The following is a 24,455-nucleotide window of genomic DNA, read 5'->3' on the forward strand; positions in this document are numbered from 1 at the left end:
ACACCATGCCCCCTCGCGACGCCGCTGAATCGCGGCATTCGCCCCCGTCGTGGCGGGGCCGCGCGTCGTGGGTCCGATCATCTCACCCGCGCCGGTGAGAACTGAAGGCGGCCGCACCGCGCGCCGATCTTTGACAAGTGAATACCACTTCCAGGGCTGGTGCAGATGTCCCTACCGGACCAGCGAGCGACATGCGATTCAGCTTCACCCGGCGGCGCGGCGGTGAGTGCCTCCACCGCCCCGCCGGCCGGGTCGGCTGATTCGCCCCCTCCGCTTTCAAACACCGACGCTGATCTCGGCCTGCCCATCCTCGGCCCCGGCGTCCCGGACCTCATACCCGCGCGGATGCTCAACGAGTTCGCGTACTGTCCGCGGCTCTACTACCTTGAGTTCGTCCAGGGACAGTTCGCAGACTCCGCCGACACGATCGAGGGCCGCCTTCGCCACAGACGGGCCGATCAGGAATCCGGTGACCTCCCTGTTCCCGAACCCGACGACGCTCGCACGGCGGGCGCGGAACCACTGATCGACGAGTCGGTTCCCGCCTCTGGTGTCGGCGCCGGCCCCGCCGACCGGGAAATTCACGCCCGGTCCCTCATGATGTCGGCACCGACGCTGGGCCTCATCGCCCGAATCGATGTCATCGAAGCCCAAGGCCGCCGCGTGACGCCCGTCGACTACAAAAAAGGCGCAGCGCCGGATCACCTCCCGGAACGGGCATGGGAGCCGGATCGCGTCCAGATTTGTGCGCAGGCCCTGATCCTCCGTGAGAATGGTTTCGACTGCGACGAGGGAGTTATCTATTACGCCGCCGGCAAGACCCGCGTTACGGTTCCCATCACCGACGATCTCGTCCGCCGCACTCTCGAGCTGCGCGACCAGGCCCACGCAGTGGCCGCCGTAGGGCAAATCCCGCCGCCGCTGGTGGACAGTCCCAAGTGTCCAGGTTGCTCGCTCGTCGGCATCTGCCTGCCCGATGAGACCAACGCCCTGCTGGATCAGGAGCGCGGCGCGGCCCGCGAAGTTCGTCGTCTCCTTCCCGCTCGCATCGAGGCCGCCCCCGTCTATGTTCAAAAACAAGGTGCTTCCGTGGGCAAGTCGGGCGACCAGCTCCGCATTGTCGCCAAAGACGATCCCCCTCGTTCCATCCGGTTGCTCGACGTCTCGCAGCTCAATCTCATCGGCAACGTCCAGGTCTCCTCCCAGGCTCTCCGAGAACTGGTCGCCCGTGGTATTCCCGTCTGTTACTTTACCTTCGGCGGCTCGTTCTCGGCCATCACCACCGGCATGCCGCACAAGAACGTCGAGCTGCGTATTCGCCAATACGCGGCCGCCTCGAACGCCGACACCTCCCTTGCCTTCGCCAAGGCCATCGTCATCGGAAAAATCCGCAACTGCCGCACCCTCCTGCGGAGGAACTATTCCGACCGCCCGCATCTCGCACTTCGAGACCTTAACGACCTCCGCAAGCGCGTCCCCGCTGCCGACTCGCTTGACTCTCTGCTGGGCCTCGAAGGCAGCGCCGCTCGAATCTATTTTCAGCACTTTGCCGGTATGCTCAAATCCTCTTACGGACCGCCGTTCGCCTTTGACTTCGCCGGCCGCAACCGACGCCCCCCTCGTGACCCCGTCAATGCCCTGCTTTCCTTCGCCTACGCCCTTCTGGTCAAGGAGCTGACAGCCGCACTGGTCGGTGTCGGCTTCGACCCGTTCCTAGGCCTGTACCACCGGCCCCGCTACGGCCGTCCTGCCTTGGCCCTGGACCTCGCCGAGGAGTTTCGGCCGATCATCGCTGACAGCGTCGTCATCCAGGTCATTAACACCGGCGAGATCAGGCCGGCCGATTTCGTCATCCGCGCCAATGCCGCTGCCCTTCGCCCGGCGGGCCGCCGGGCCTTCCTCGACGCCTATGAACGCCGCCTCGATTCGCTCGTCACCCATCCCATGTTCGGATACACGATCAGCTACCGCCGCGTCCTCGAGGTCCAGGCACGCATCCTCGCCGCACACCTCGCAGGTGAGTTGCCCCATTACGTCCCCTTCTGTACCCGCTAAACGCCATGCGCCATCGCTATCTCGTCTGCTATGACATTGCCGACCCCAAGCGACTCAAGGCCGTGTTCAAAAAGGTGCAGGGCTTTGGCGACCCCATCCAGTTCTCGGTTTTCAAGTGCGATCTCTCCCGCGCCGAAAAGGCCCTCATGATCGGCGCCCTCACCGAACTTGTGAACACCCGCACCGACCGCGTCATGATCGTCCGCCTCGGACCTGTTGACGGCCGCTCCGATGATCAGGTAGAATTCCTCGGTAGTCCGTTGATGTCTTGGGAGCGCCAACGCGTCGTGATTGTCTGAACGCTCGTATTGAGCCCGCCTCCCGCAACGGAGATCTCCGCTCACAGGCCAGCGACCCCGGACGACGGTGGGCAGGGCGGACCGTAGCATGATGTTCGCAGGGAGCAACGGCTTCGGAACCAGGCCGACCAGGAAGCACCGGCCAGAATATCGGGCCCACGCCTGCCACGTCGTCCCAGGCTACCGGACCCGTCTAAGACTTGATTTCGCCTTCGAGCGAGGAGGTGATGACAAAACGTTGGGAGTCGCTCGAATTCGTAAGGGCCCGAACCCACTGGACTTGCAATCCGACCTCCGCCATCGGCCACGGCCGGCGGTCCCGGATCGCCAGTCGCTCGAAATGCCCACGGCAAACTACGGCCGTCAATCGACTTGCGCGGTCGGCGATTTCCACGACCGAAAGGTCGTGGCCCCATTGAAGCCAGATTGATGATGATCGGATCAGCAAAGCCCGCGAATTTCCACGACCGAAAGGTCGTGGCCCCATTGAAGCGTCTAAATCCGCGCCCAATTCTTCTGGCGTATAGCAGATTTCCACGACCGAAAGGTCGTGGCCCCATTGAAGCCAGACCATCCACGCGGGCAACACCTTTTCGATAGTATTTCCACGACCGAAAGGTCGTGGCCCCATTGAAGCAATTACTCGCCGGATCAGGCGTTGGCCGAGCGGCAATTTCCACGACCGAAAGGTCGTGGCCCCATTGAAGCTTCCGGCCAGCCGCGGGGTGTTGAAAGGTTCCCATATTTCCACGACCGAAAGGTCGTGGCCCCATTGAAGCACTTCCGGCGGAAGATGAGCCGGTAATCGTCGCGAAATTTCCACGACCGAAAGGTCGTGGCCCCATTGAAGCGTCTGAATGCCAATGTTGACAGGATTGCCGGATGAATTTCCACGACCGAAAGGTCGTGGCCCCATTGAAGCACGCTCCTGCTCTCCAATCCCGGCAACTTCTTCCATATTTCCACGACCGAAAGGTCGTGGCCCCATTGAAGCAACCAAAACGCTGGCAATCCTTACGCCGGTGTCGATATTTCCACGACCGAAAGGTCGTGGCCCCATTGAAGCACAAAGAGCGCCTGAAGTTTTTGAGGGTCGAAGTCGGATTTCCACGACCGAAAGGTCGTGGCCCCATTGAAGCGATATACCTATCCGCTTCGCGGCCTCGGTCTGCGTGATTTCCACGACCGAAAGGTCGTGGCCCCATTGAAGCGCCGCGTAGTTTGCGTTGGCCGAGCCGATCGCTCCGATTTCCACGACCGAAAGGTCGTGGCCCCATTGAAGCGTAAGCGGAAACAACGGAGTGGGCGAACTGCTCTGGTATTTCCACGACCGAAAGGTCGTGGCCCCATTGAAGCATCATTGCGTTTCCTTTCTATAAATGGCGAGAACTTAATTTCCACGACCGAAAGGTCGTGGCCCCATTGAAGCGTTCTGCGGGATGGTGGCGATGGCTGAATCGTCCGGGATTTCCACGACCGAAAGGTCGTGGCCCCATTGAAGCAGCGTTCCGACGTTTCGACTTCTTGACGTTCTTCAATTTCCACGACCGAAAGGTCGTGGCCCCATTGAAGCGTCGCGTCCGGCAGCCACCATCGGCTCGCAAACCACATTTCCACGACCGAAAGGTCGTGGCCCCATTGAAGCGCATGTCAACTTTTCGCATACGGGGCAAAAGTCGCCATTTCCACGACCGAAAGGTCGTGGCCCCATTGAAGCATAGCGGGCCACGGTTCGGATGGGCGCGCTGGAGTATTTCCACGACCGAAAGGTCGTGGCCCCATTGAAGCACGATCAGGTCGCCGCGTGCAAGGGTCTGGTTGTTATTTCCACGACCGAAAGGTCGTGGCCCCATTGAAGCGTACCCCTTGCGATGAGCCTTGCGTGCAGGTTCAGATTTCCACGACCGAAAGGTCGTGGCCCCATTGAAGCGCATATTCCCGAACGTCGTTGGCGGTGTGAACAATGACATTTCCACGACCGAAAGGTCGTGGCCCCATTGAAGCCGGCAGTAAGAGGGGCCGTCGTCAAATAGACGCGAATTTCCACGACCGAAAGGTCGTGGCCCCATTGAAGCATTTCTGGAAGCTGTGGGAAAAAGCCGGAAAGACGATTTCCACGACCGAAAGGTCGTGGCCCCATTGAAGCCAGGTCTCCGGCGAATCACCGCGTAGGCATTATTATTTCCACGACCGAAAGGTCGTGGCCCCATTGAAGCCCGCCTTCCTCCTTCTTCTCGATTCCCAGCGCTGACGATTTCCACGACCGAAAGGTCGTGGCCCCATTGAAGCGACCCCTACTTCGCCAACTGGGAAGGCGGCAAGCATATTTCCACGACCGAAAGGTCGTGGCCCCATTGAAGCCCTGAAATCGGCTATCGCAGTTCCGACCGCAGCGCATTTCCACGACCGAAAGGTCGTGGCCCCATTGAAGCCAATCTGCACGCGAAGTAGCCTCTCCACAACGAATGATTTCCACGACCGAAAGGTCGTGGCCCCATTGAAGCCCGCAAGCTACTTGCCTGCTAGCAGTAGTGTATCCATTTCCACGACCGAAAGGTCGTGGCCCCATTGAAGCAGACATGCTCCCAGATGTATCGACAATTATCGAGATATTTCCACGACCGAAAGGTCGTGGCCCCATTGAAGCTTGCCTTCGTCAGGGTCTGGCAGCGCTCGCGCGAACATTTCCACGACCGAAAGGTCGTGGCCCCATTGAAGCGGCGTGTTTGCCGCCTTCCCAATTATGGAGGTAGGCATTTCCACGACCGAAAGGTCGTGGCCCCATTGAAGCTCGCGGCGTCTGTCGCAATCAGCCAGCGCGGATCGGATTTCCACGACCGAAAGGTCGTGGCCCCATTGAAGCCTTCGCGTCATCCACGAGCGCACCGCTGGCGGTGCATTTCCACGACCGAAAGGTCGTGGCCCCATTGAAGCGTTTCCTCAAGCGCCGACAACACCAAAGTACACACATTTCCACGACCGAAAGGTCGTGGCCCCATTGAAGCGCTTCTTCCAACGAAATCAAAACGAGACTACAAAAATTTCCACGACCGAAAGGTCGTGGCCCCATTGAAGCGCTAACTTCGTAGGCAGCAACAAAGCGCTGCCCGAATTTCCACGACCGAAAGGTCGTGGCCCCATTGAAGCGAGACAACCGCAGCGATACGCCCGTCTAATTCAACTGGATTTCCACGACCGAAAGGTCGTGGCCCCATTGAAGCACTGGTGAAGTTGCGGCAGACTCCGGCATCTTGCCATTTCCACGACCGAAAGGTCGTGGCCCCATTGAAGCGAGAAGTCGGGCCGCGACCGCATGAATCCTCGTTCATTTCCACGACCGAAAGGTCGTGGCCCCATTGAAGCATCCGCTGCGTGGAGGCCCTGGGCGGCGTGGCAATATTTCCACGACCGAAAGGTCGTGGCCCCATTGAAGCCATAAACGAAGGGGTCCATTTGTGTCTCCATTCTCCCGATTTCCACGACCGAAAGGTCGTGGCCCCATTGAAGCAAGGCTGGCTGCGTCGCGCCGACCGCTGGAATGAAAATTTCCACGACCGAAAGGTCGTGGCCCCATTGAAGCCTGTCAGAAACGTGGCACAACTCATAATCTGTCTCCATTTCCACGACCGAAAGGTCGTGGCCCCATTGAAGCTCGAGGGCCTCGGCCTCCAGCTCGGCGATGCCCGCGATTTCCACGACCGAAAGGTCGTGGCCCCATTGAAGCACGAAAGCAAGCGTGTCGGCATAGACCGCGTGAATAGATTTCCACGACCGAAAGGTCGTGGCCCCATTGAAGCAGCGGAACCCGAACTTCAAACTGCCGGAGCGCGGAGATTTCCACGACCGAAAGGTCGTGGCCCCATTGAAGCTCTTCGCCCGAATCGTCGACAGTTGTCTGGCCCTTATTTCCACGACCGAAAGGTCGTGGCCCCATTGAAGCGCCAATTGGGCGGGGGGCATCCACGAGCAATTCGCATTTCCACGACCGAAAGGTCGTGGCCCCATTGAAGCTTTTCCGCGCCGGGCGGATACGGCGGCGGCTCCGGCATTTCCACGACCGAAAGGTCGTGGCCCCATTGAAGCCGAAATGCCGCCGAATACTGTTCCAGATCAAGACGGATTTCCACGACCGAAAGGTCGTGGCCCCATTGAAGCTCTCGTTGACGCCACGCAGCTGCGCCGGTACGCCGATTTCCACGACCGAAAGGTCGTGGCCCCATTGAAGCCGATTCGAGTGTACATAGTTGTCTCCATTCTCTCATTTCCACGACCGAAAGGTCGTGGCCCCATTGAAGCGTAAGACGGCTGCTCTCGCGCGCGGCGGTATCCTTTATTTCCACGACCGAAAGGTCGTGGCCCCATTGAAGCGCGACGGCACAGCCGCTTGACGCACGCAAGCAGGCATTTCCACGACCGAAAGGTCGTGGCCCCATTGAAGCCTGTTCCGAATTGAGCGCGCAGTGGGTAGTTTGGTTATTTCCACGACCGAAAGGTCGTGGCCCCATTGAAGCGCTGTCATTAACGTGTCACTCATACTCTCATCCTTTATTTCCACGACCGAAAGGTCGTGGCCCCATTGAAGCAGGACATGCCTCGCGCGAATGAGTTTCAGTACATGAATTTCCACGACCGAAAGGTCGTGGCCCCATTGAAGCGCGGCGAGCCTTCCTTCGCCTCCTCCCGGTTTTCGTAATTTCCACGACCGAAAGGTCGTGGCCCCATTGAAGCACATCAACCGTGCCCGCGCCTCGGATCGCCTCCGAGATTTCCACGACCGAAAGGTCGTGGCCCCATTGAAGCGCGTTCGGCGACGGGCCGCCGTTGTGGCAGCGGGCATTTCCACGACCGAAAGGTCGTGGCCCCATTGAAGCTTCCAACCAGCCTACCAATCGGTAGAGGATGGTTAATTTCCACGACCGAAAGGTCGTGGCCCCATTGAAGCGTCGCCACACCACGCCGCGCGTCTTTTTGTCGGCCATATTTCCACGACCGAAAGGTCGTGGCCCCATTGAAGCGCGCCAACACTAGTGTGCATACTGTGCGGACGTTTGATTTCCACGACCGAAAGGTCGTGGCCCCATTGAAGCAAATTAGCCATTTTTCGATCTCTCCTTTTCTGCTATATTTCCACGACCGAAAGGTCGTGGCCCCATTGAAGCACACTAGACGGTGCAGCACTGTTCGGGGCCTTGCCCATTTCCACGACCGAAAGGTCGTGGCCCCATTGAAGCGCGCAGCAGGCGCGGGGCCTCGGATTCAGAGATTCCGATTTCCACGACCGAAAGGTCGTGGCCCCATTGAAGCAACAATTCTTGCAGCTTGCGGGCAAACATCTGCCTCATTTCCACGACCGAAAGGTCGTGGCCCCATTGAAGCGGCCTGGACCGACACATGGGGAACCGGCCTGACGTAATTTCCACGACCGAAAGGTCGTGGCCCCATTGAAGCAGGAAAAGCCCGTTCGCGCCGGGTGGCGGCGGTGGATTTCCACGACCGAAAGGTCGTGGCCCCATTGAAGCCGCTGCTTTGTTTTTGCTTGCCGCGGCGGCGCTGGATTTCCACGACCGAAAGGTCGTGGCCCCATTGAAGCCGGCGAGCATGGCGTCCGACGGCGGGGGGGCAACGATTTCCACGACCGAAAGGTCGTGGCCCCATTGAAGCTGGGCCGTCGTCCTCGAGGCGAAAACTTTCCACCGCATTTCCACGACCGAAAGGTCGTGGCCCCATTGAAGCAGTTCGACCGGCAACTTGGCATCCTCCATAGCCAGATTTCCACGACCGAAAGGTCGTGGCCCCATTGAAGCTCCATTTGTCTCTCTCTCTTTCTCCCGCAAGCGCGGGAATTTCCACGACCGAAAGGTCGTGGCCCCATTGAAGCGAGGCCATCTGCCCGCGCTTCGTTCAGGCGCGTTGATTTCCACGACCGAAAGGTCGTGGCCCCATTGAAGCACACTAGAAGGCGCTGCTGATTCGAGCGCTTTACCCCATTTCCACGACCGAAAGGTCGTGGCCCCATTGAAGCCCGCTTGCCGCCAGCTCAGCGATCTCCGAGATTCGCTATTTCCACGACCGAAAGGTCGTGGCCCCATTGAAGCCAGAGCCAGCAAAACAAGCGAACACACCGCCTTCAATTTCCACGACCGAAAGGTCGTGGCCCCATTGAAGCTGGACGCACCGTGCGAGCCGTGCATCCGCGCGTGCCATTTCCACGACCGAAAGGTCGTGGCCCCATTGAAGCGGTGCTCATCCTGGCGATGCTGCGGATTTTGGATTTATTTCCACGACCGAAAGGTCGTGGCCCCATTGAAGCGGCGACGACCCAGAGCCGCCCCGGTGGTCAGCGTGGTATTTCCACGACCGAAAGGTCGTGGCCCCATTGAAGCTCGTGGACTTCAAAACGCAAGGCGCGGAAAACGACATTTCCACGACCGAAAGGTCGTGGCCCCATTGAAGCGGCTTGAATCCGTCGGCCAGACCGCGGATACGGTCTGATTTCCACGACCGAAAGGTCGTGGCCCCATTGAAGCGGTTAACTCGCCACCCTCATCCAAATCGGAAGCCTCATTTCCACGACCGAAAGGTCGTGGCCCCATTGAAGCACATTTTGTCTACCCTTTCCTTGTGCCGCGTTCACGATTTCCACGACCGAAAGGTCGTGGCCCCATTGAAGCTCGACCGCGCGTCCGCGGCCATCAGCGCGGGCATCGCCATTTCCACGACCGAAAGGTCGTGGCCCCATTGAAGCGCACCGGCGCGACGCACAACTGGGAGCGGTTGCTGATTTCCACGACCGAAAGGTCGTGGCCCCATTGAAGCCTACTCACGCACGACGGCCCAGGCGAACGCCCTGCGATTTCCACGACCGAAAGGTCGTGGCCCCATTGAAGCCTGCCAGCTTCTTGGCAGTCAGCGTCACCACGTCAAATTTCCACGACCGAAAGGTCGTGGCCCCATTGAAGCCCAACTGCGTGCGGCGTCCTCGTCGGACCATATATATTTCCACGACCGAAAGGTCGTGGCCCCATTGAAGCCAGCAGCGCCAGCGTGCCCGTGCCGTTCCACAGCAATTTCCACGACCGAAAGGTCGTGGCCCCATTGAAGCACCGGCTGGTTCACAGCGAACCGAACGCGGACATGAAATTTCCACGACCGAAAGGTCGTGGCCCCATTGAAGCTTTTACGTTACGAGAAAAGGGGGCTGGAAGGGCTAATTTCCACGACCGAAAGGTCGTGGCCCCATTGAAGCGGAAGCGAAGGCGCGCCGCTGTCAGCGCTCTACGCCGATTTCCACGACCGAAAGGTCGTGGCCCCATTGAAGCTTCTTGCTGGAAGTAGTATTGCCTTCGTCAGGCAATTTCCACGACCGAAAGGTCGTGGCCCCATTGAAGCGCTAACGAATTGGCCGCGCTAGGCGGAGACGCCGAAATTTCCACGACCGAAAGGTCGTGGCCCCATTGAAGCGACCCCTACTTCGCCAACTGGGAAGGCGGGCGTCACGATTTCCACGACCGAAAGGTCGTGGCCCCATTGAAGCCATCAACACCCCACGTCCGGTACATAGCGTGAGTTGGATTTCCACGACCGAAAGGTCGTGGCCCCATTGAAGCTACGTTTTTATCGCATGCCCAACAACTTACAGTCGCATTTCCACGACCGAAAGGTCGTGGCCCCATTGAAGCATTAGGCGCCTTACTCCACAGACTAAGGCCGTGGTATTTCCACGACCGAAAGGTCGTGGCCCCATTGAAGCCACAATTGGGCGGGGGGCGAGCACGCTCAATTCGCATTTCCACGACCGAAAGGTCGTGGCCCCATTGAAGCTTTGGTTTCCACGTCGCAGATTCGCCGGTACGCGGCAATTTCCACGACCGAAAGGTCGTGGCCCCATTGAAGCTGAAAAATATGACCATACAGCAAGCGTGCCACAAGATTTCCACGACCGAAAGGTCGTGGCCCCATTGAAGCTCCCGCACAAGCGCGGGCCGTTGGGCGTGCCGTGAATTTCCACGACCGAAAGGTCGTGGCCCCATTGAAGCCGTTCGGACTGCTCCACGAAGGCATGGCCGGCCAGATTTCCACGACCGAAAGGTCGTGGCCCCATTGAAGCGAGGAGGCAAAGCTTCCTCCAAAACTGGATAAGCAGGATTTCCACGACCGAAAGGTCGTGGCCCCATTGAAGCATTTAGCGCGTCGACCAAGGCGTCTAGTGTCCACGCATTTCCACGACCGAAAGGTCGTGGCCCCATTGAAGCCGATCCCGGCGCCGGACGTCATGCTCGCCGGTATGCCCATTTCCACGACCGAAAGGTCGTGGCCCCATTGAAGCCACTAGCTGCAGGCCCAAAAGCCGAAGTCAGCACCAATTTCCACGACCGAAAGGTCGTGGCCCCATTGAAGCAAGCCGGTCGCGCGCATGCAACTAAATCCACGCTCTGATTTCCACGACCGAAAGGTCGTGGCCCCATTGAAGCTTCTTTAGAGGGCGTTTTGCCTTCGCGCCGCGCTCATTTCCACGACCGAAAGGTCGTGGCCCCATTGAAGCTCGTCGGCTTCGCGCTCAAGGTCGGCGATGCCGGCATTTCCACGACCGAAAGGTCGTGGCCCCATTGAAGCAAAACAACCGCCATCTGCGGCGAAATCTTCTCTTCATTTCCACGACCGAAAGGTCGTGGCCCCATTGAAGCTCCAGCTTTGGCGGCAATTCCACCTCCTGCTGCGCTATTTCCACGACCGAAAGGTCGTGGCCCCATTGAAGCTAACGCCAACGGGGGTGCCCCACCCGGACGATGCCGAATTTCCACGACCGAAAGGTCGTGGCCCCATTGAAGCTTGGCGATTTCCAGCGCGATCTCCTGTGTCACCAGATTTCCACGACCGAAAGGTCGTGGCCCCATTGAAGCGGATCGGCGGACCGGCGGCTCGGACCGGCGGCTCGGACATTTCCACGACCGAAAGGTCGTGGCCCCATTGAAGCAAAACGAACGGGTCCATATTCTCAATCCTTTCCGATTTCCACGACCGAAAGGTCGTGGCCCCATTGAAGCGTCCAGCCGCTCAGCCGACAGGCCGTACCAGCCGTGGAATTTCCACGACCGAAAGGTCGTGGCCCCATTGAAGCCGCGCGTGCCGTGTTCGCGGCTCGCGCGTTTGGCTTAATTTCCACGACCGAAAGGTCGTGGCCCCATTGAAGCCACTTGAACATGCGGACCGAGTCGGCGGTGCGCTATTTCCACGACCGAAAGGTCGTGGCCCCATTGAAGCGCCGCGCTCCAGCGCCGCTTCGGCGGCCCATCGCCATTTCCACGACCGAAAGGTCGTGGCCCCATTGAAGCTAAGACAAAGGGCTTAATGACGGTGGCCTCTCATGATTTCCACGACCGAAAGGTCGTGGCCCCATTGAAGCGCCGATGCGGCGATCGAAGGTGTGCGTGCGCTTGTATTTCCACGACCGAAAGGTCGTGGCCCCATTGAAGCGCAGACCATCGCGAGCCTGCCGCGGTTCGTGTTCCGATTTCCACGACCGAAAGGTCGTGGCCCCATTGAAGCGGGGGCGGCGCGAAGATCACGGGCGGGACGTATACGAATTTCCACGACCGAAAGGTCGTGGCCCCATTGAAGCTATATATTCTATGCTATATTACATACATACACACGGATTTCCACGACCGAAAGGTCGTGGCCCCATTGAAGCACCCCATGCGCTCAATCCATGGTTAGTCCATCCGCGGATTTCCACGACCGAAAGGTCGTGGCCCCATTGAAGCCTTCGATCCGGAGGTTTCGCCCTCGGCCACCGCGCCGAATTTCCACGACCGAAAGGTCGTGGCCCCATTGAAGCCATATCTTGTCTCCGTTTCTCTCGCACAAGCGCGAGCATTTCCACGACCGAAAGGTCGTGGCCCCATTGAAGCCATGCTCCGTGCTCACTTTCTCCGAGAACTCTCGAATTTCCACGACCGAAAGGTCGTGGCCCCATTGAAGCGCGGACCTGCGAGACTTCGGCGTGGCGGCATACGTATTTCCACGACCGAAAGGTCGTGGCCCCATTGAAGCCTAGTGTGTGGATTAATACGCATACCTTTTAACTCATTTCCACGACCGAAAGGTCGTGGCCCCATTGAAGCCAAGACATCTGTGTTCGTGCTGGGACAAGATATGACAATTTCCACGACCGAAAGGTCGTGGCCCCATTGAAGCGCGAACAACTCCACCACCGCGGGCACGCGCTGATAGATTTCCACGACCGAAAGGTCGTGGCCCCATTGAAGCTGTCAAGTGTCGTGATTCCGCGCGCCCGCTGCATACATTTCCACGACCGAAAGGTCGTGGCCCCATTGAAGCCTCTCGCAAGCGCGAGCCGTCAGGCGCGCTCGAGCGATTTCCACGACCGAAAGGTCGTGGCCCCATTGAAGCGATTTCAGCGCGAGACAGCAGGCTCGGCTCCGCCTCATTTCCACGACCGAAAGGTCGTGGCCCCATTGAAGCTTTTTCGCCGTCCGGTCCGCCGCAGCGCGCCGGTGATTTCCACGACCGAAAGGTCGTGGCCCCATTGAAGCGATTGCCACAAATGGCGACATTGCTAGCTGGTTGGGATTTCACGACCGAAAGGTCGTGGCCCCATTGAAGCGACAGCATATTTTGACATTTGTAGTCTCCATTTCTCATTTCCACGACCGAAAGGTCGTGGCCCCATTGAAGCGCGTGCGTGGCCGCCGAGCCGACCGAATGCGATGGACATTTCCACGACCGAAAGGTCGTGGCCCCATTGAAGCAGTTCCAGCACGCGGCCGGCTCCGTCCAGCAGCGTCGGCATTTCCACGACCGAAAGGTCGTGGCCCCATTGAAGCGGCGGGCAGGACATTTGGTTCGGCGGCCAGAAGAACCATTTCCACGACCGAAAGGTCGTGGCCCCATTGAAGCGCCTGCACTGTCGCCGGGTCGGTGATTCGCCGCCGGATTTCCACGACCGAAAGGTCGTGGCCCCATTGAAGCGAGAAAACGAACGGATCCATCTCTGTCTCCCTTTCCATTTCCACGACCGAAAGGTCGTGGCCCCATTGAAGCTTGGCGTCCGGTTCGTGATTTGCGCGAACCACGAAATTTCCACGACCGAAAGGTCGTGGCCCCATTGAAGCCCGTCAACGTGTCACTCACAACGGCGGCGATTTGCCGGATTTCCACGACCGAAAGGTCGTGGCCCCATTGAAGCGAGACCGCCCTTTGCGAGATTCACAAAGGTTTCAGATATTTCCACGACCGAAAGGTCGTGGCCCCATTGAAGCAAGCCGGTAATGGTCACACTGGTGCCGGTTCCGTTATTTCCACGACCGAAAGGTCGTGGCCCCATTGAAGCACACGGCGCGTGGCGTGGTGTACATTTTCTACAGCATTTCCACGACCGAAAGGTCGTGGCCCCATTGAAGCTACGCCTCATTGACGCGATTTACCAGCTCCGGCGTATTTCCACGACCGAAAGGTCGTGGCCCCATTGAAGCTTCATCCAGAGAACTTCGCTGCGAAGGGTTTTTGATTTCCACGACCGAAAGGTCGTGGCCCCATTGAAGCTGCTCGAACCACGAGCACTTGGGCCTGTCGCAGACATTTCCACGACCGAAAGGTCGTGGCCCCATTGAAGCACCGCTGCCGATGACAAAGAAGCACGGGCCAAAATATTTCCACGACCGAAAGGTCGTGGCCCCATTGAAGCAGCAGCGCCGACGGATGTCGATTTATGAAGCCTGCATTTCCACGACCGAAAGGTCGTGGCCCCATTGAAGCCGATCCTTATGCGTCTGCCTGTTTTGTGGCCGAACATTTCCACGACCGAAAGGTCGTGGCCCCATTGAAGCCGTTCCCGTTCAAGCCAGTGCCCATATCAGAAATCATTTCCACGACCGAAAGGTCGTGGCCCCATTGAAGCTCCGAACCACGAGTATATACGTCGGTCTGGAAACGCATTTCCACGACCGAAAGGTCGTGGCCCCATTGAAGCGGGGCAACTGGCGATACGTTCATGCTCGAGACATCCCCATTTCCACGACCGAAAGGTCGTGGCCCCATTGAAGCCGATGTAGGTGCAGCGCCGCAGGCGCAGCCAGGCCGATTTCCACGACCGAAAGGTCGTGGCCCCATTGAAGCCTCCCGCTCAAGCGCGGGCCGTCAGGCGTGCCGCTATTTCCACGACCGAAAGGTCGTGGCCCCATTGAAGCCTCAAGTGAGGAAGTGACCAGTGTGCACACCGTTTATTTCCACGACCGAAAGGTCGTGGCCCCATTGAAGCTAGTCTGTCTGTCGGCGGCGACTTTTTCGTCGCCAGCATTTCCACGACCGAAAGGTCGTGGCCCCATTGAAGCTACCGCGCTGCGAGATCAGCGGCGGTGCCGTTGATATTTCCACGACCGAAAGGTCGTGGCCCCATTGAAGCTTCAATAGCAAGGTTGATTGGACCGTTAGGTAATATTTCCACGACCGAAAGGTCGTGGCCCCATTGAAGCAAGCGCGGCGGACAGGCGAATGAGCATGTGCCATGCATTTCCACGACCGAAAGGTCGTGGCCCCATTGAAGCTGCATCGGGTCAACGGGGCAGGGTGGGGGTTTCATATTTCCACGACCGAAAGGTCGTGGCCCCATTGAAGCTCGATCTGATGCCTCCAGAGTGGCTGGCGGTTTGCATATTTCCACGACCGAAAGGTCGTGGCCCCATTGAAGCTCCGCGGCTTCGGCTTCCAGGTCGGCGATGCCCGCGATTTCCACGACCGAAAGGTCGTGGCCCCATTGAAGCGCACGCCCTCCGGTTCGCGCTCGCACTAGCCCGCCTATTTCCACGACCGAAAGGTCGTGGCCCCATTGAAGCCATCCGATATCCCGACGCCATGACCGCCTCGCCGCCATTTCCACGACCGAAAGGTCGTGGCCCCATTGAAGCCGTCAATTTTCCCAGAGCTTGCGTCTTTTGCAGGCCATTTCCACGACCGAAAGGTCGTGGCCCCATTGAAGCTGCTATCTGCTCTGTCCCGCAGGCGGCGAGGCCCGCATTTCCACGACCGAAAGGTCGTGGCCCCATTGAAGCGCTGTGCGCCGGTGTTCTGCGTATGCTTGCGCATAATTTCCACGACCGAAAGGTCGTGGCCCCATTGAAGCATATCCGAACCAACCGTATGGACGACGGCCTGGAAACGATTTCCACGACCGAAAGGTCGTGGCCCCATTGAAGCCGCATAACCCGATCCTGCTCAGCCAAACCGGCGCGATTTCCACGACCGAAAGGTCGTGGCCCCATTGAAGCTCAATGTACGCCGACAAATCAGGGTCCGCATTGCGATTTCCACGACCGAAAGGTCGTGGCCCCATTGAAGCCAGCCCGGGCGGCACCAGAGTGAGAAGTTTCGCGCGAATTTCCACGACCGAAAGGTCGTGGCCCCATTGAAGCGTCCATCGCTCGAGCGTGTCATCCGCCTGACACGGGAATTTCCACGACCGAAAGGTCGTGGCCCCATTGAAGCGACGGGCCTGGCACGTATGAGATACCCTGCCTTAATTTCCACGACCGAAAGGTCGTGGCCCCATTGAAGCGCCGTCCTGGTGCGCGCCCCGGTCCGCCGATCCGGTCATTTCCACGACCGAAAGGTCGTGGCCCCATTGAAGCGCCAACTCCGGCGTCAAAGAGCTAGCCGAGAGTGCGATTTCCACGACCGAAAGGTCGTGGCCCCATTGAAGCGTGCAAATGACGAAGCGGACTCCAAACGAGGGGTCAATTTCCACGACCGAAAGGTCGTGGCCCCATTGAAGCTCCCGCTTGCAAGCGCGGGCCGTCAGGCGTGACACGAAATTTCCACGACCGAAAGGTCGTGGCCCCATTGAAGCCGGAGGATATGCCCGCCCGCGTCCACCGCGGCGAGATTTCCACGACCGAAAGGTCGTGGCCCCATTGAAGCTCTAAAAGACAAAGTGAATAGTGACCAATGGTACGATTTCCACGACCGAAAGGTCGTGGCCCCATTGAAGCACGATCTGCGCGAACGCCGAGCACCTCGGACTGTCGCATTTCCACGACCGAAAGGTCGTGGCCCCATTGAAGCCGGCAGATCACGAAGCGCACGCCGAAAGAAGGGTTGATTTCCACGACCGAAAGGTCGTGGCCCCATTGAAGCGAGGTTGAGGATGGCGAAATGGTCTGGGGGAAGTGATTTCCACGACCGAAAGGTCGTGGCCCCATTGAAGCGCCGTCCTCGTCGATAAGCGAGTCGCGTCGCTGAAATTTCCACGACCGAAAGGTCGTGGCCCCATTGAAGCGGCAAATCAGAGCGCAGGCCGCCGCACGGGCGGCGGCTTCGTCGCCCCGGGCGAAGGCGGTGTAGATGCGGCAGTCCTGCGGGAATTGCTCCGGCAGCCCGAGGCGGTTCTTGGCGACATGCGCCGGCCGGCGGCGTCGCGGTAGTACTCGCGCGCGTGGCACCAGTAACGCGCGAGCAGTTCTTTGACGGTCACGTCGCAGAGTTGGAACTTAGGCTGCTGGCCGGCTGCCAACCACTCGGCGATCACCTGGTGGTAGCGGCGCTCGGTTACGAGCAGGCCGGTGCGGCCGAGGTAGATCGCGCGGCCGTTGAGCACGACGTAGCCCTGGCCGGTGGCTTTGTGGGTGCGGAGCTTGGGGACGCGGGGTGGTTTCTCGACGGGCATCGGCCGTCCTCCTGGCGGCGCGAGTAGTACTACTCGCGTTTAGGCCTCGGATTACGGCCGCTCCGCCCGCAGGCGGGTCTCCGCAAGATCGCGGAATCGGCGTTAGTTACGATCACTGGAGCCGAAGAGATTTGAACTCTCGACCTCTTGCATGCCATGCAAGCGCTCTCCCAACTGAGCTACGGCCCCGGGATGTCTTCCATTTATTCCGTAAACGCCCATCTGTCAAGCCGACGGCCGGTCCGCACCCAGCGCGTGCAAGACCGCTCGAACCGCCGCCGCCGGGTCTGGTGCACCAATTGCACCCTGGCAAACCGCTACGCTAAACCGACCGCCGCCGCGGCACGATTCCGCCAGGGACGCGGCGTTGGTTGCGTTGACGCCGCCGATTGCCACGACGGGCATTTTTGACCCGCTCGCCGATCCAACGATCTCCAGTGACCGCTTCAACAAGCCCGGTCCATTAACAGACACGGCCGGCTTGGTCGGCGAACTGAACATCGGCCCCACGCCGAGGTAGTCTGCCCCGGCCGTCAACGCATCGGCGATTTCGCGCTCGTCGTGCGCCGTCGCGCCAATCATCACGGTCGGCCCGGCGATGGCCCGCGCGGCCGGCACCGGCAGATCGTCCCGCCCGAGGTGTACCCCGTCGGCCCCGGACAATCGCGCGATGTCGGGCCGGTCATTGATAATCAGCAACGCGCCGCGCGCTTGCGTCAGCTCGCGCAACGCAACCGCCCGTTCAAGCAGCGCCGCATCGGGCATGGCCTTCTCGCGAAGTTGAATCGCCCCCGCACCGGCCTCGAGCACGGCCACCGCCACGTCGCGCCACGGCCGACGGCACAGCGACGCGGTCAGGAGGACGTGCAATTTCGCCTCGGCAAGCTTTCGCCGGCGCGGGCCGGTCAGAAGCAGCGACTGCTCGGCCGTGTAAACGCGATAGCGAATCGCCTCCACGCGCGCCGCCACGTCCACGGCGAGCGTCTTGCCATATTCCTCCATGCAGCGGAGCGATTCCGCCGCGCGCTTGCACGCCGCCGCCGCGACGGCCTCGGCGCTGTCACGCACGCCTTCGCTCGCGGTGGTGATCGTCGTGCCGACATCGCCGGGCGTGTCGCGCGACGCCAGCAATTGCGACGATCCGATTAATCGGCCGACCTCCGCGAGCTCGTGGCGGAGTTGCTTGATCTCGGCCGTGAGCCGCGCGTCGTTCAGCACCATCCGCGCGTGCTCTTCCATCACGCGCAACCCCTCGCGGGCACGGTTGAGATTGGCATCCAGAATTCGCAGGATCGCGGCGTCCATTCAGGGGGATTGTAATCGCCCGGTCGCCCCCTCGTGCAACATCTCAAACACGCCTTGCACGAGCAGCTCATCGCCGGGTTCGACTTTCGTCTCCACCGGAGGGAACAACTTCGCCGCGCCGCCACGCGGGCGATGCTCCACCACGCCCACGCCGCGCGTGCTGATGATCTGACCGATCGTCCGCCCCGCCAGCCCGCCGGCCGCGTCAATCTTCCATCGCTGCATCACCACCAGTTGGTCGCCCACGGCGAAGCTGTTCTCGATCTCCGCGCCGATCGCCGCCGTGGCGAAGGCCGGCGCCGACATGGCGGATTGCGACATGGCCATGGGAATATTGAAGCCCTCGCGGATCTTGTCGGCCATGTTCTGATCGAACATGCGCAGAACGACGCGGATGCTCGGATTGATCTTGCGGGCGTCCAGCGCGATTTCGAGATTGGCGAGATCGTTGTCGGTCGCGAGGATGATGCTGCGGGCATGTGCGACGTTGGCGTCGGCAAGGAGCAATTCGCGCCGGGCATCGCCGATCAGCACGGGCACGCCGTCGCGCCGCGCTTCTTCGAGGAACTGACAACCGGTGTTGCTTTCGATGATGACGACCGACTCGTTGAGTTGATGCAGGAGCTTGTAGGTCCGAAAGCCGAGCTTGCCGAAGCCGACGAGCACGATGTGATTCTTGTAGGCCGCCGCCATGATCGCGCACCACCTCCGTTCGGATCGCCGCCGGTCGCCCACGAGCAGCGACAAATCGACAATTCCCTCGATGATGACCGTCAGCCCCAGCACCGGCACGATGAAGAACAGTGATTGCAGGAACAAATGATCGGGGAACTCCTCCGGCGACTCGCCGAAGACCAGCGCCCAGGTGAAATAACACGCGCGGATGAAACCATGCTGCCGCTCCGGCTCGAACAGCTTGAAACTCACGCCGCCCATCACGACGATGGCGACCATCAGCCCCAGCCGCACCCCGAGGTGCCCGATCGTCGCCTTGAGAAAGCACCATTCGCGCCAGACCCGCGCGCGCAGCCGATTCCGCCGCGTTGAGCGAACTTGAAAAGAGCGAACAGCTAACAGGTCGTTCGGGTCCACGGCGCGATCGATCATCAGAGGTCCGGTCGCTTCAAGGCTTTACCCGAGGCCCTGCGCTCCCGGGCGGTGGCCTGACGCTACCATAGGCCTCGCGTCACGGTCAATTCACAGGGACGGAGGCGTAGGATGGCGCTTGACGCTAAGGTTATGAATGGCTTAAGCTAGCACGTTCCGAATCGGCGGATCGCCGATGGCCGAAGCGATTGCACCCTGAACAGCCTTTTGGACCAACCCGCACAGCCGTCGGGGCAGGAGGGGAACCCGGCGGCATTTTTTCTGCGCGCGGAGAGGCCGACGGGGAAGCTCCCGCGCCCGGCGATGGCGTCAGGATTTCTTTTGGCATTTCTTACAGATCACTTGCCCCTGGCCCTTGCAGGCGGGACAAGTTTTTTGGCCGTTATTGCACTTATCGCAATCAACCAGTTCGGACGTATGGCCTGTGGTCGCGCCGCCGCTCGGTCCTTTCGACCTGACGTGGATGCGCTTCCCGCTGCCTTTGCATGCCTGACAAGAGATGCTCGTCGTGCCCAGGCAATGCAGACATTTGCGCAGGCGCGTGTCCTGGCAATCCGCGCAGGGCGGCGGCGGCTCAACCGCGAGCGAGACAATTCGCACCGACGGCTCGGCATCCTTGATCTTCCAATCACAAGTCTTGGTCCGTTCCCGCCCCGGCGCCACGTCGGACATCGCCAGGGGAACCGGCTTGAGACGGGCCGGTTTGCTGGTCAACTCCACATTCACATCCCGCATGAGGAAATCGGTCTTGTTCTTGGCCTTCACCACGCACTTGCCGTCCCGCAGTTTGGTGCTGATCTGAACCATTTCCCTGTAAAAGCGTGACGCTTCCGTGTCCGTCGCCTTCTTCTCGGCGGCGCGATAGTCGTTCCAGTATTGCCGGACTGCCGGCACGGCATCGCTCAAGTCGATCGGCACGACGGACAGCAGTTCCTTCTTGGGCCCCAGGAGCTTGACCACGCGGTCTTCCTCGAATTCGTGCGTCTGATCCGCTTCACTCTTCTGCTGGCCCTTTTTCTTCTTGGCATTCTCGGTCGAGACGCGCTCGGTCTCCTCCTGTTCGACCTCGCCGGCCTGGCGGCTGCCGATGCGCTCCTGCGCCTCGCTGGACGTCTCTTCGCTCTCCACTTTCTGGGACAGGGTGACTTTGTCCTTCCGTACGCCGGAACCGATCACGCGGCGCTCGCCAATCACACGATCGTATTTCTCATTTCCCTTGATCTGAACCGAATGCAGCTCCAGCGGGCAATCGTTGCACACCGTCGTCACGCCGGCCAAACCGCGCACGAGCACCAGGAACTCCCGTCCTTGGAAATACGTGGTCACGACGGCCATGTCGTCGTTGATGGCGTCGATGATCGTCGCCTTGCCGAGGGAGCCGATCTTGCCGAGTTCCTGCTTCCCGCCGTCCATGAGGTGCGGCTGGGCCGGCGTGAAATCCTGCTCCTTGCGAATCTCTTCCAGGACCTGCGCTGCCTGGAGGTACTGCCGGTCCACGCGCAAATCCTTGAACTTCCTCAACAATTGTTCGCGAACCGCTTCATGCGGACGCGCCTGGGCCTTCAAGTGATTCATCACGGCGGGATCGAGCGGCGCGGCGGTCGGCGTCGCGCGATTCTGCCCCCACGCCGCGTTGCACGCGACTAAGATCAAGACGTTTGCATAAACCATTCGCAGCCCAGTAACGAATCGTGCTTGCATGGTGTCACCTTGTGTTGAAGGGGTCTGGCCGACCCGGCCCGTGCCTCGTGCGGTACATCCAACCTCTTGCCAAACGGATGAAGGATCGGTGCGAAAACTACAAACGTGATGGCCGTCAACCCACTGCGAATTTACTCATCTGCCTTTCTCGAAGCAAGCCCACATCGGCCATCCACTCCCCGCGCACCGACGAAAATCCCTGCCGGGAATGCGAACGACTCCCATCCTTAATGGGGATCCGGTGACAGTTCCTGACACCGGCCGCGGAATACGCCCCGGGCCGGCCTTCGCTCGCACCCCGTCTAGGGAAGAATCCCCATTTTTGCAGTCGCTTGGACAACCTTCGTGGACGATGCTTTCTCCGCCATCCCGATGCAGGATTGCCAAGGCGGCCCAAGTCGTACGACAGGCAAGAGGCGCGAAAACGCGAGCAAACACGGCACGATCCGGCCTTCCGAACAGAACCTAACTTTTTCCGAAAATCCCCCTTGCCAAGGCCCCGCTGCGCGCCCATGATATCTCCGCCGCGCGATGCTTCGGCGATGGATGCCGTGGCGCGCGGCGCATGCGAGAATCTGACCACGCGGCTCGCGCCGCATCGACCCCTGACCGGAGAAACCACCGATGATTCCTTCCACGACCGACAGCAAGCGGCAGCAGGCCCTCGACCGGGCGCTTCAGCAGATCGAGAAGGCCTACGGCAAGGGCGCCATCATGCAGATGGACAGCGATTTGAGCGCGGCCCGCGACGGCATCAGCACCGGAGCGCTGTCACTGGACCTGTGCCTGGGCGGGTTCGGGCTGCCGCGCGGGCGGATCGTGGAGATCTTCGGACCGGAGTCCAGCGGCAAGACGACGCTGGCGTTGCACGTGATCGCGGCGGCGCAGCGGGCCGGGGGCGTGGCGGCCTGCGTCGATGCCGAGCACGCGCTGGACCCGTCGTGGATGAAGCGCTGTGGTGTCAATCCGGAGACACTGCTGGTGAGCCAGCCCGATTGCGGCGAGCAGGCGCTGGAGATCACCGACATGCTGGTGCGGTCCAATGCGGTGGATGTGATCGTCGTGGACTCGGTGGCGGCGCTGATCCCCAAGAGCGAGCTGGAGGGTGAAATGGGCCAGTCCACCGTCGGCGTGCAGGCCCGGCTGATGAGCCAGGCCATGCGCAAACTGACGGCGGCCATCGCCAAGAGCCGCGTCATCGTCATTTTCATCAACCAGATTCGCGAGAAGATCGGTGTGATGTTCGGCAACCCGGAGACGACGCCGGGCGGGCGAGCGCTGAAGTTTTACTCCTCCATTCGCATCGACGTGCGACGGATCGCATCGATCAAGGAGGGCGACAAGGTGACCGGCAGCCAGGTCAAGGCCCGCGTCGTGAAGAACAAGGTTGCCCCGCCCTTCCGCGAGACGACGTTCGACATCATGTTCGACAGCGGCATCAGTCGCTCGTCGGACCTGATCGACCTCGGCACGAAGCTGAACATCATTGAGAAGCAGGGCGCGTGGCTGCGTTACGGCGACGTGCAGCTCGGCCAGGGGCGCGAGAACGCGAAGGTCTTTCTCGACGACAACAAGGCTCTCTTCGAGGAGATTCGTATGAAGATTCTCGAAATCAGCGGCGTGCTGGCGGCGAGCAAGTCGACCGGCAAAGACGCGGCGGGCACGGCGGCGAAGGGCGGTGGCGCGGTCAAACCCGACCCCAAGGACAAGTCGGTGGCCGAATCAGACAACACGGATAAATCCAGGGCGGCCGCGCCCGTGAGCAAGTCGGCCCCGCTGGTGAAGGGGCGAACGGCAGTGGCAACGGGCAGCGCAGCGGCTCGCAAGCCGGCGTCGGCGCGATAGGAGGATCAGCCGGTGCGAGTTCGCCTACAATAGGCGTATGGCCATTCAACACTCGACTCGACACGCCGGAATCAGATCGTGGGCGCTTTGCGCGTTCATCGCATTAGCCTTCGGCATGCCCGTTCGGGCGGACGACGCACCGAAAAAGGCCGACGTTCGCGATGCCGTCGAAGTTTGCGGCAAACTGGAGACGATTGACGGCGCGCGGGTGCTGACGCTGTGGGGCAAACCGCACGAGCGCGGCTTCGCGCACGGCTATCTGCTCGCGCCGGACATCGTCTCGCTATTAGACGGTTATCTGCGCGAGACGGTGACCGACCCGGCGGAGTTTGAGCAGCGCGTGCAGGCGTTCCTGCGGATGATGAGCCTGCTGCCGCGGTATCAGGACGAAGTGCGCGGGATGCTCGAAGGCATCCAGAAGCGGCTGGGGGACGCGGCCCGCATTGCGACGCTCGATCGCGCAATCACGTATGACGATTTGTTCACCGTCGCCTGCATTCCCGAATTATCGCGCCTCGCCTGTTCGTCGTTCGCCGCCTGGGGCAGCCTGACCGGCGACGGCGGCACGATCTGCGGGCGCAATCTCGACTGGCACGGCATCAAGGCATTGCACGGCACAGAGCTGATCATCGCGCATCTGCCGGATGATTCGACGCGATCGCGCGGCTGGGTCTCGGTCACGTGGCCGGGCTTTTCCGGCGCGCTCACCGCGATGAACGATGCGGGCGTCTGCGGGAGCCTGCACGACGTGCCCGCGCTGCGACCGACCATGCCCTTCGGCTTCACGCCGCGAGCCATGGCCCTGCGCGAAGCATTGGAGGCGGCCGGCGCCGACGCGGCGATTGAAAAGTTTACAATCGTCTTTAAGAAGCGCCTCGTCCTGGTCGGGAACAACATCCCCGTGGCCTGGCCTTACAAGCCGGAAGGCGGCAAGCCCTTCGCGGTGATCGAGTACGACGGCAATCTCGCGATGGATCGGGGCGTCACGGTGCGGCAGGACGAGTACCCCCCGGGCGACGGCGAAGCCAACCAGGCCACCATGAAGCGTCACGCGCGCAAGGTTTTGATTGATCCGCCGCCGCCTTACACCGACAAACCGGCGCAGCGAACGGAGAGGTACTCAAAACAGGAATTTCTCATCTGCACGAACCACTACTGCCTGCGGGCCGCGCCGCCATCCTGCGATCGCTACGAGAAGCTCTACGATCAATTGGTCGTCTGCTCGCAACGAGGCATCCCGGTCGATCCGCCCCGTGCGTGGGAACTGCTTCGCAGCGTCGCCTGCGACGGGTCTCGCCTGGAAACGCATCACAGCGTCGTCTTCGAACCAAACCGCCGCCGCCTGCACGTCGCGTTCGCGAGGGAGGGCAAGCCGGCCCCGGCCTGCAAGCCCGTCTCGCTCAACGTGGACGCGCTGACGGCCCGCGGACTGGTCAAGCCCGCCGCTTCCCCCTAACTTGCCC

General features: G+C 60.7%; 8 protein-coding genes, 1 tRNA gene and 1 CRISPR repeat array. Of the genes, 4 read left to right on the forward strand and 5 right to left on the reverse strand.

Annotation, left to right across the window (positions count from 1 at the left end):
- Window positions 1-345 precede the first annotated feature (345 nt).
- Both cas1 and cas2 read left to right on the forward strand, forming a co-directional pair.
- The gene (gene cas1 / locus HRU71_05685) at window positions 346-2,055 is read left to right on the forward strand and encodes a CRISPR-associated endonuclease Cas1 (GenBank protein QOJ04929.1); all 1,710 of its coding nucleotides are present in this window, start codon (window positions 346-348) and stop codon (window positions 2,053-2,055) included.
- A 5-nt stretch (window positions 2,056-2,060) separates the two neighbouring features.
- Complete coding sequence (gene cas2, locus HRU71_05690) at window positions 2,061-2,354, forward strand: CRISPR-associated endonuclease Cas2 (protein QOJ03007.1); 294 nt, start codon at window positions 2,061-2,063, stop codon at window positions 2,352-2,354.
- Window positions 2,355-2,740: 386 nt separating this feature from the next.
- Window positions 2,741-16,647: direct repeats of the CRISPR family, unit length 36 nt; unit sequence ATTTCCACGACCGAAAGGTCGTGGCCCCATTGAAGC.
- Between the two features lie 6 nt (window positions 16,648-16,653).
- Here cas2 and HRU71_05695 read toward each other — a convergent pair.
- From HRU71_05695 to HRU71_05715, 5 genes are all read right to left on the reverse strand, one after another.
- The gene (locus HRU71_05695; GenBank protein ID QOJ03008.1) at window positions 16,654-17,034 is read right to left on the reverse strand and encodes a hypothetical protein; all 381 of its coding nucleotides are present in this window, start codon (window positions 17,032-17,034) and stop codon (window positions 16,654-16,656) included.
- 116 nt (window positions 17,035-17,150) lie between these two features.
- A tRNA-Ala gene (locus HRU71_05700) sits at window positions 17,151-17,223 on the reverse strand.
- 36 nt (window positions 17,224-17,259) lie between these two features.
- Window positions 17,260-18,339 (reverse strand): thiamine phosphate synthase, encoded by a 1,080-nt coding sequence (thiE, locus tag HRU71_05705; GenBank protein QOJ03009.1) that lies wholly within the window; start codon window positions 18,337-18,339, stop codon window positions 17,260-17,262.
- The gene (locus HRU71_05710; GenBank protein QOJ03010.1) at window positions 18,340-19,446 is read right to left on the reverse strand and encodes an NAD-binding protein; all 1,107 of its coding nucleotides are present in this window, start codon (window positions 19,444-19,446) and stop codon (window positions 18,340-18,342) included.
- A 309-nt stretch (window positions 19,447-19,755) separates the two neighbouring features.
- Entirely contained in the window at window positions 19,756-21,147 is a 1,392-nt protein-coding gene (locus tag HRU71_05715) for a hypothetical protein (GenBank protein QOJ03011.1), read from the reverse strand.
- 624 nt (window positions 21,148-21,771) lie between these two features.
- Here HRU71_05715 and recA point away from each other — a divergent pair.
- Together recA and HRU71_05725 are read left to right on the forward strand one after the other, a co-directional pair.
- Complete coding sequence (gene recA / locus HRU71_05720) at window positions 21,772-22,992, forward strand: recombinase RecA (protein QOJ03012.1); 1,221 nt, start codon at window positions 21,772-21,774, stop codon at window positions 22,990-22,992.
- 115 nt (window positions 22,993-23,107) lie between these two features.
- Window positions 23,108-24,448, forward strand: a complete 1,341-nt coding sequence (locus tag HRU71_05725) for a hypothetical protein (protein ID QOJ03013.1) — start codon at window positions 23,108-23,110, stop codon at window positions 24,446-24,448.
- Window positions 24,449-24,455: the final 7 nt, after the last annotated feature.

This window comes from Planctomycetia bacterium, assembly GCA_015200345.1.
Taxonomy (GTDB): domain Bacteria; phylum Planctomycetota; class Phycisphaerae; order UBA1845; family UTPLA1; genus PLA3.

Excerpts from the sequence above, each read along its gene's own strand:
- cas1 (QOJ04929.1), top strand. The coding sequence starts at position 346 with ATGCTCAACGAGTTCGCGTACTGTCCGCGGCTCTACTACCTTGAGTTC.
- cas2 (QOJ03007.1), top strand. The coding sequence starts at position 2,061 with ATGCGCCATCGCTATCTCGTCTGCTATGACATTGCCGACCCCAAGCGA.
- HRU71_05695 (QOJ03008.1), bottom strand. The coding sequence starts at position 17,034 with ATGCCCGTCGAGAAACCACCCCGCGTCCCCAAGCTCCGCACCCACAAA.
- thiE (QOJ03009.1), bottom strand. The coding sequence starts at position 18,339 with ATGGACGCCGCGATCCTGCGAATTCTGGATGCCAATCTCAACCGTGCC.
- HRU71_05710 (QOJ03010.1), bottom strand. The coding sequence starts at position 19,446 with ATGATCGATCGCGCCGTGGACCCGAACGACCTGTTAGCTGTTCGCTCT.
- HRU71_05715 (QOJ03011.1), bottom strand. The coding sequence starts at position 21,147 with ATGCAAGCACGATTCGTTACTGGGCTGCGAATGGTTTATGCAAACGTC.
- recA (QOJ03012.1), top strand. The coding sequence starts at position 21,772 with ATGATTCCTTCCACGACCGACAGCAAGCGGCAGCAGGCCCTCGACCGG.
- HRU71_05725 (QOJ03013.1), top strand. The coding sequence starts at position 23,108 with ATGCCCGTTCGGGCGGACGACGCACCGAAAAAGGCCGACGTTCGCGAT.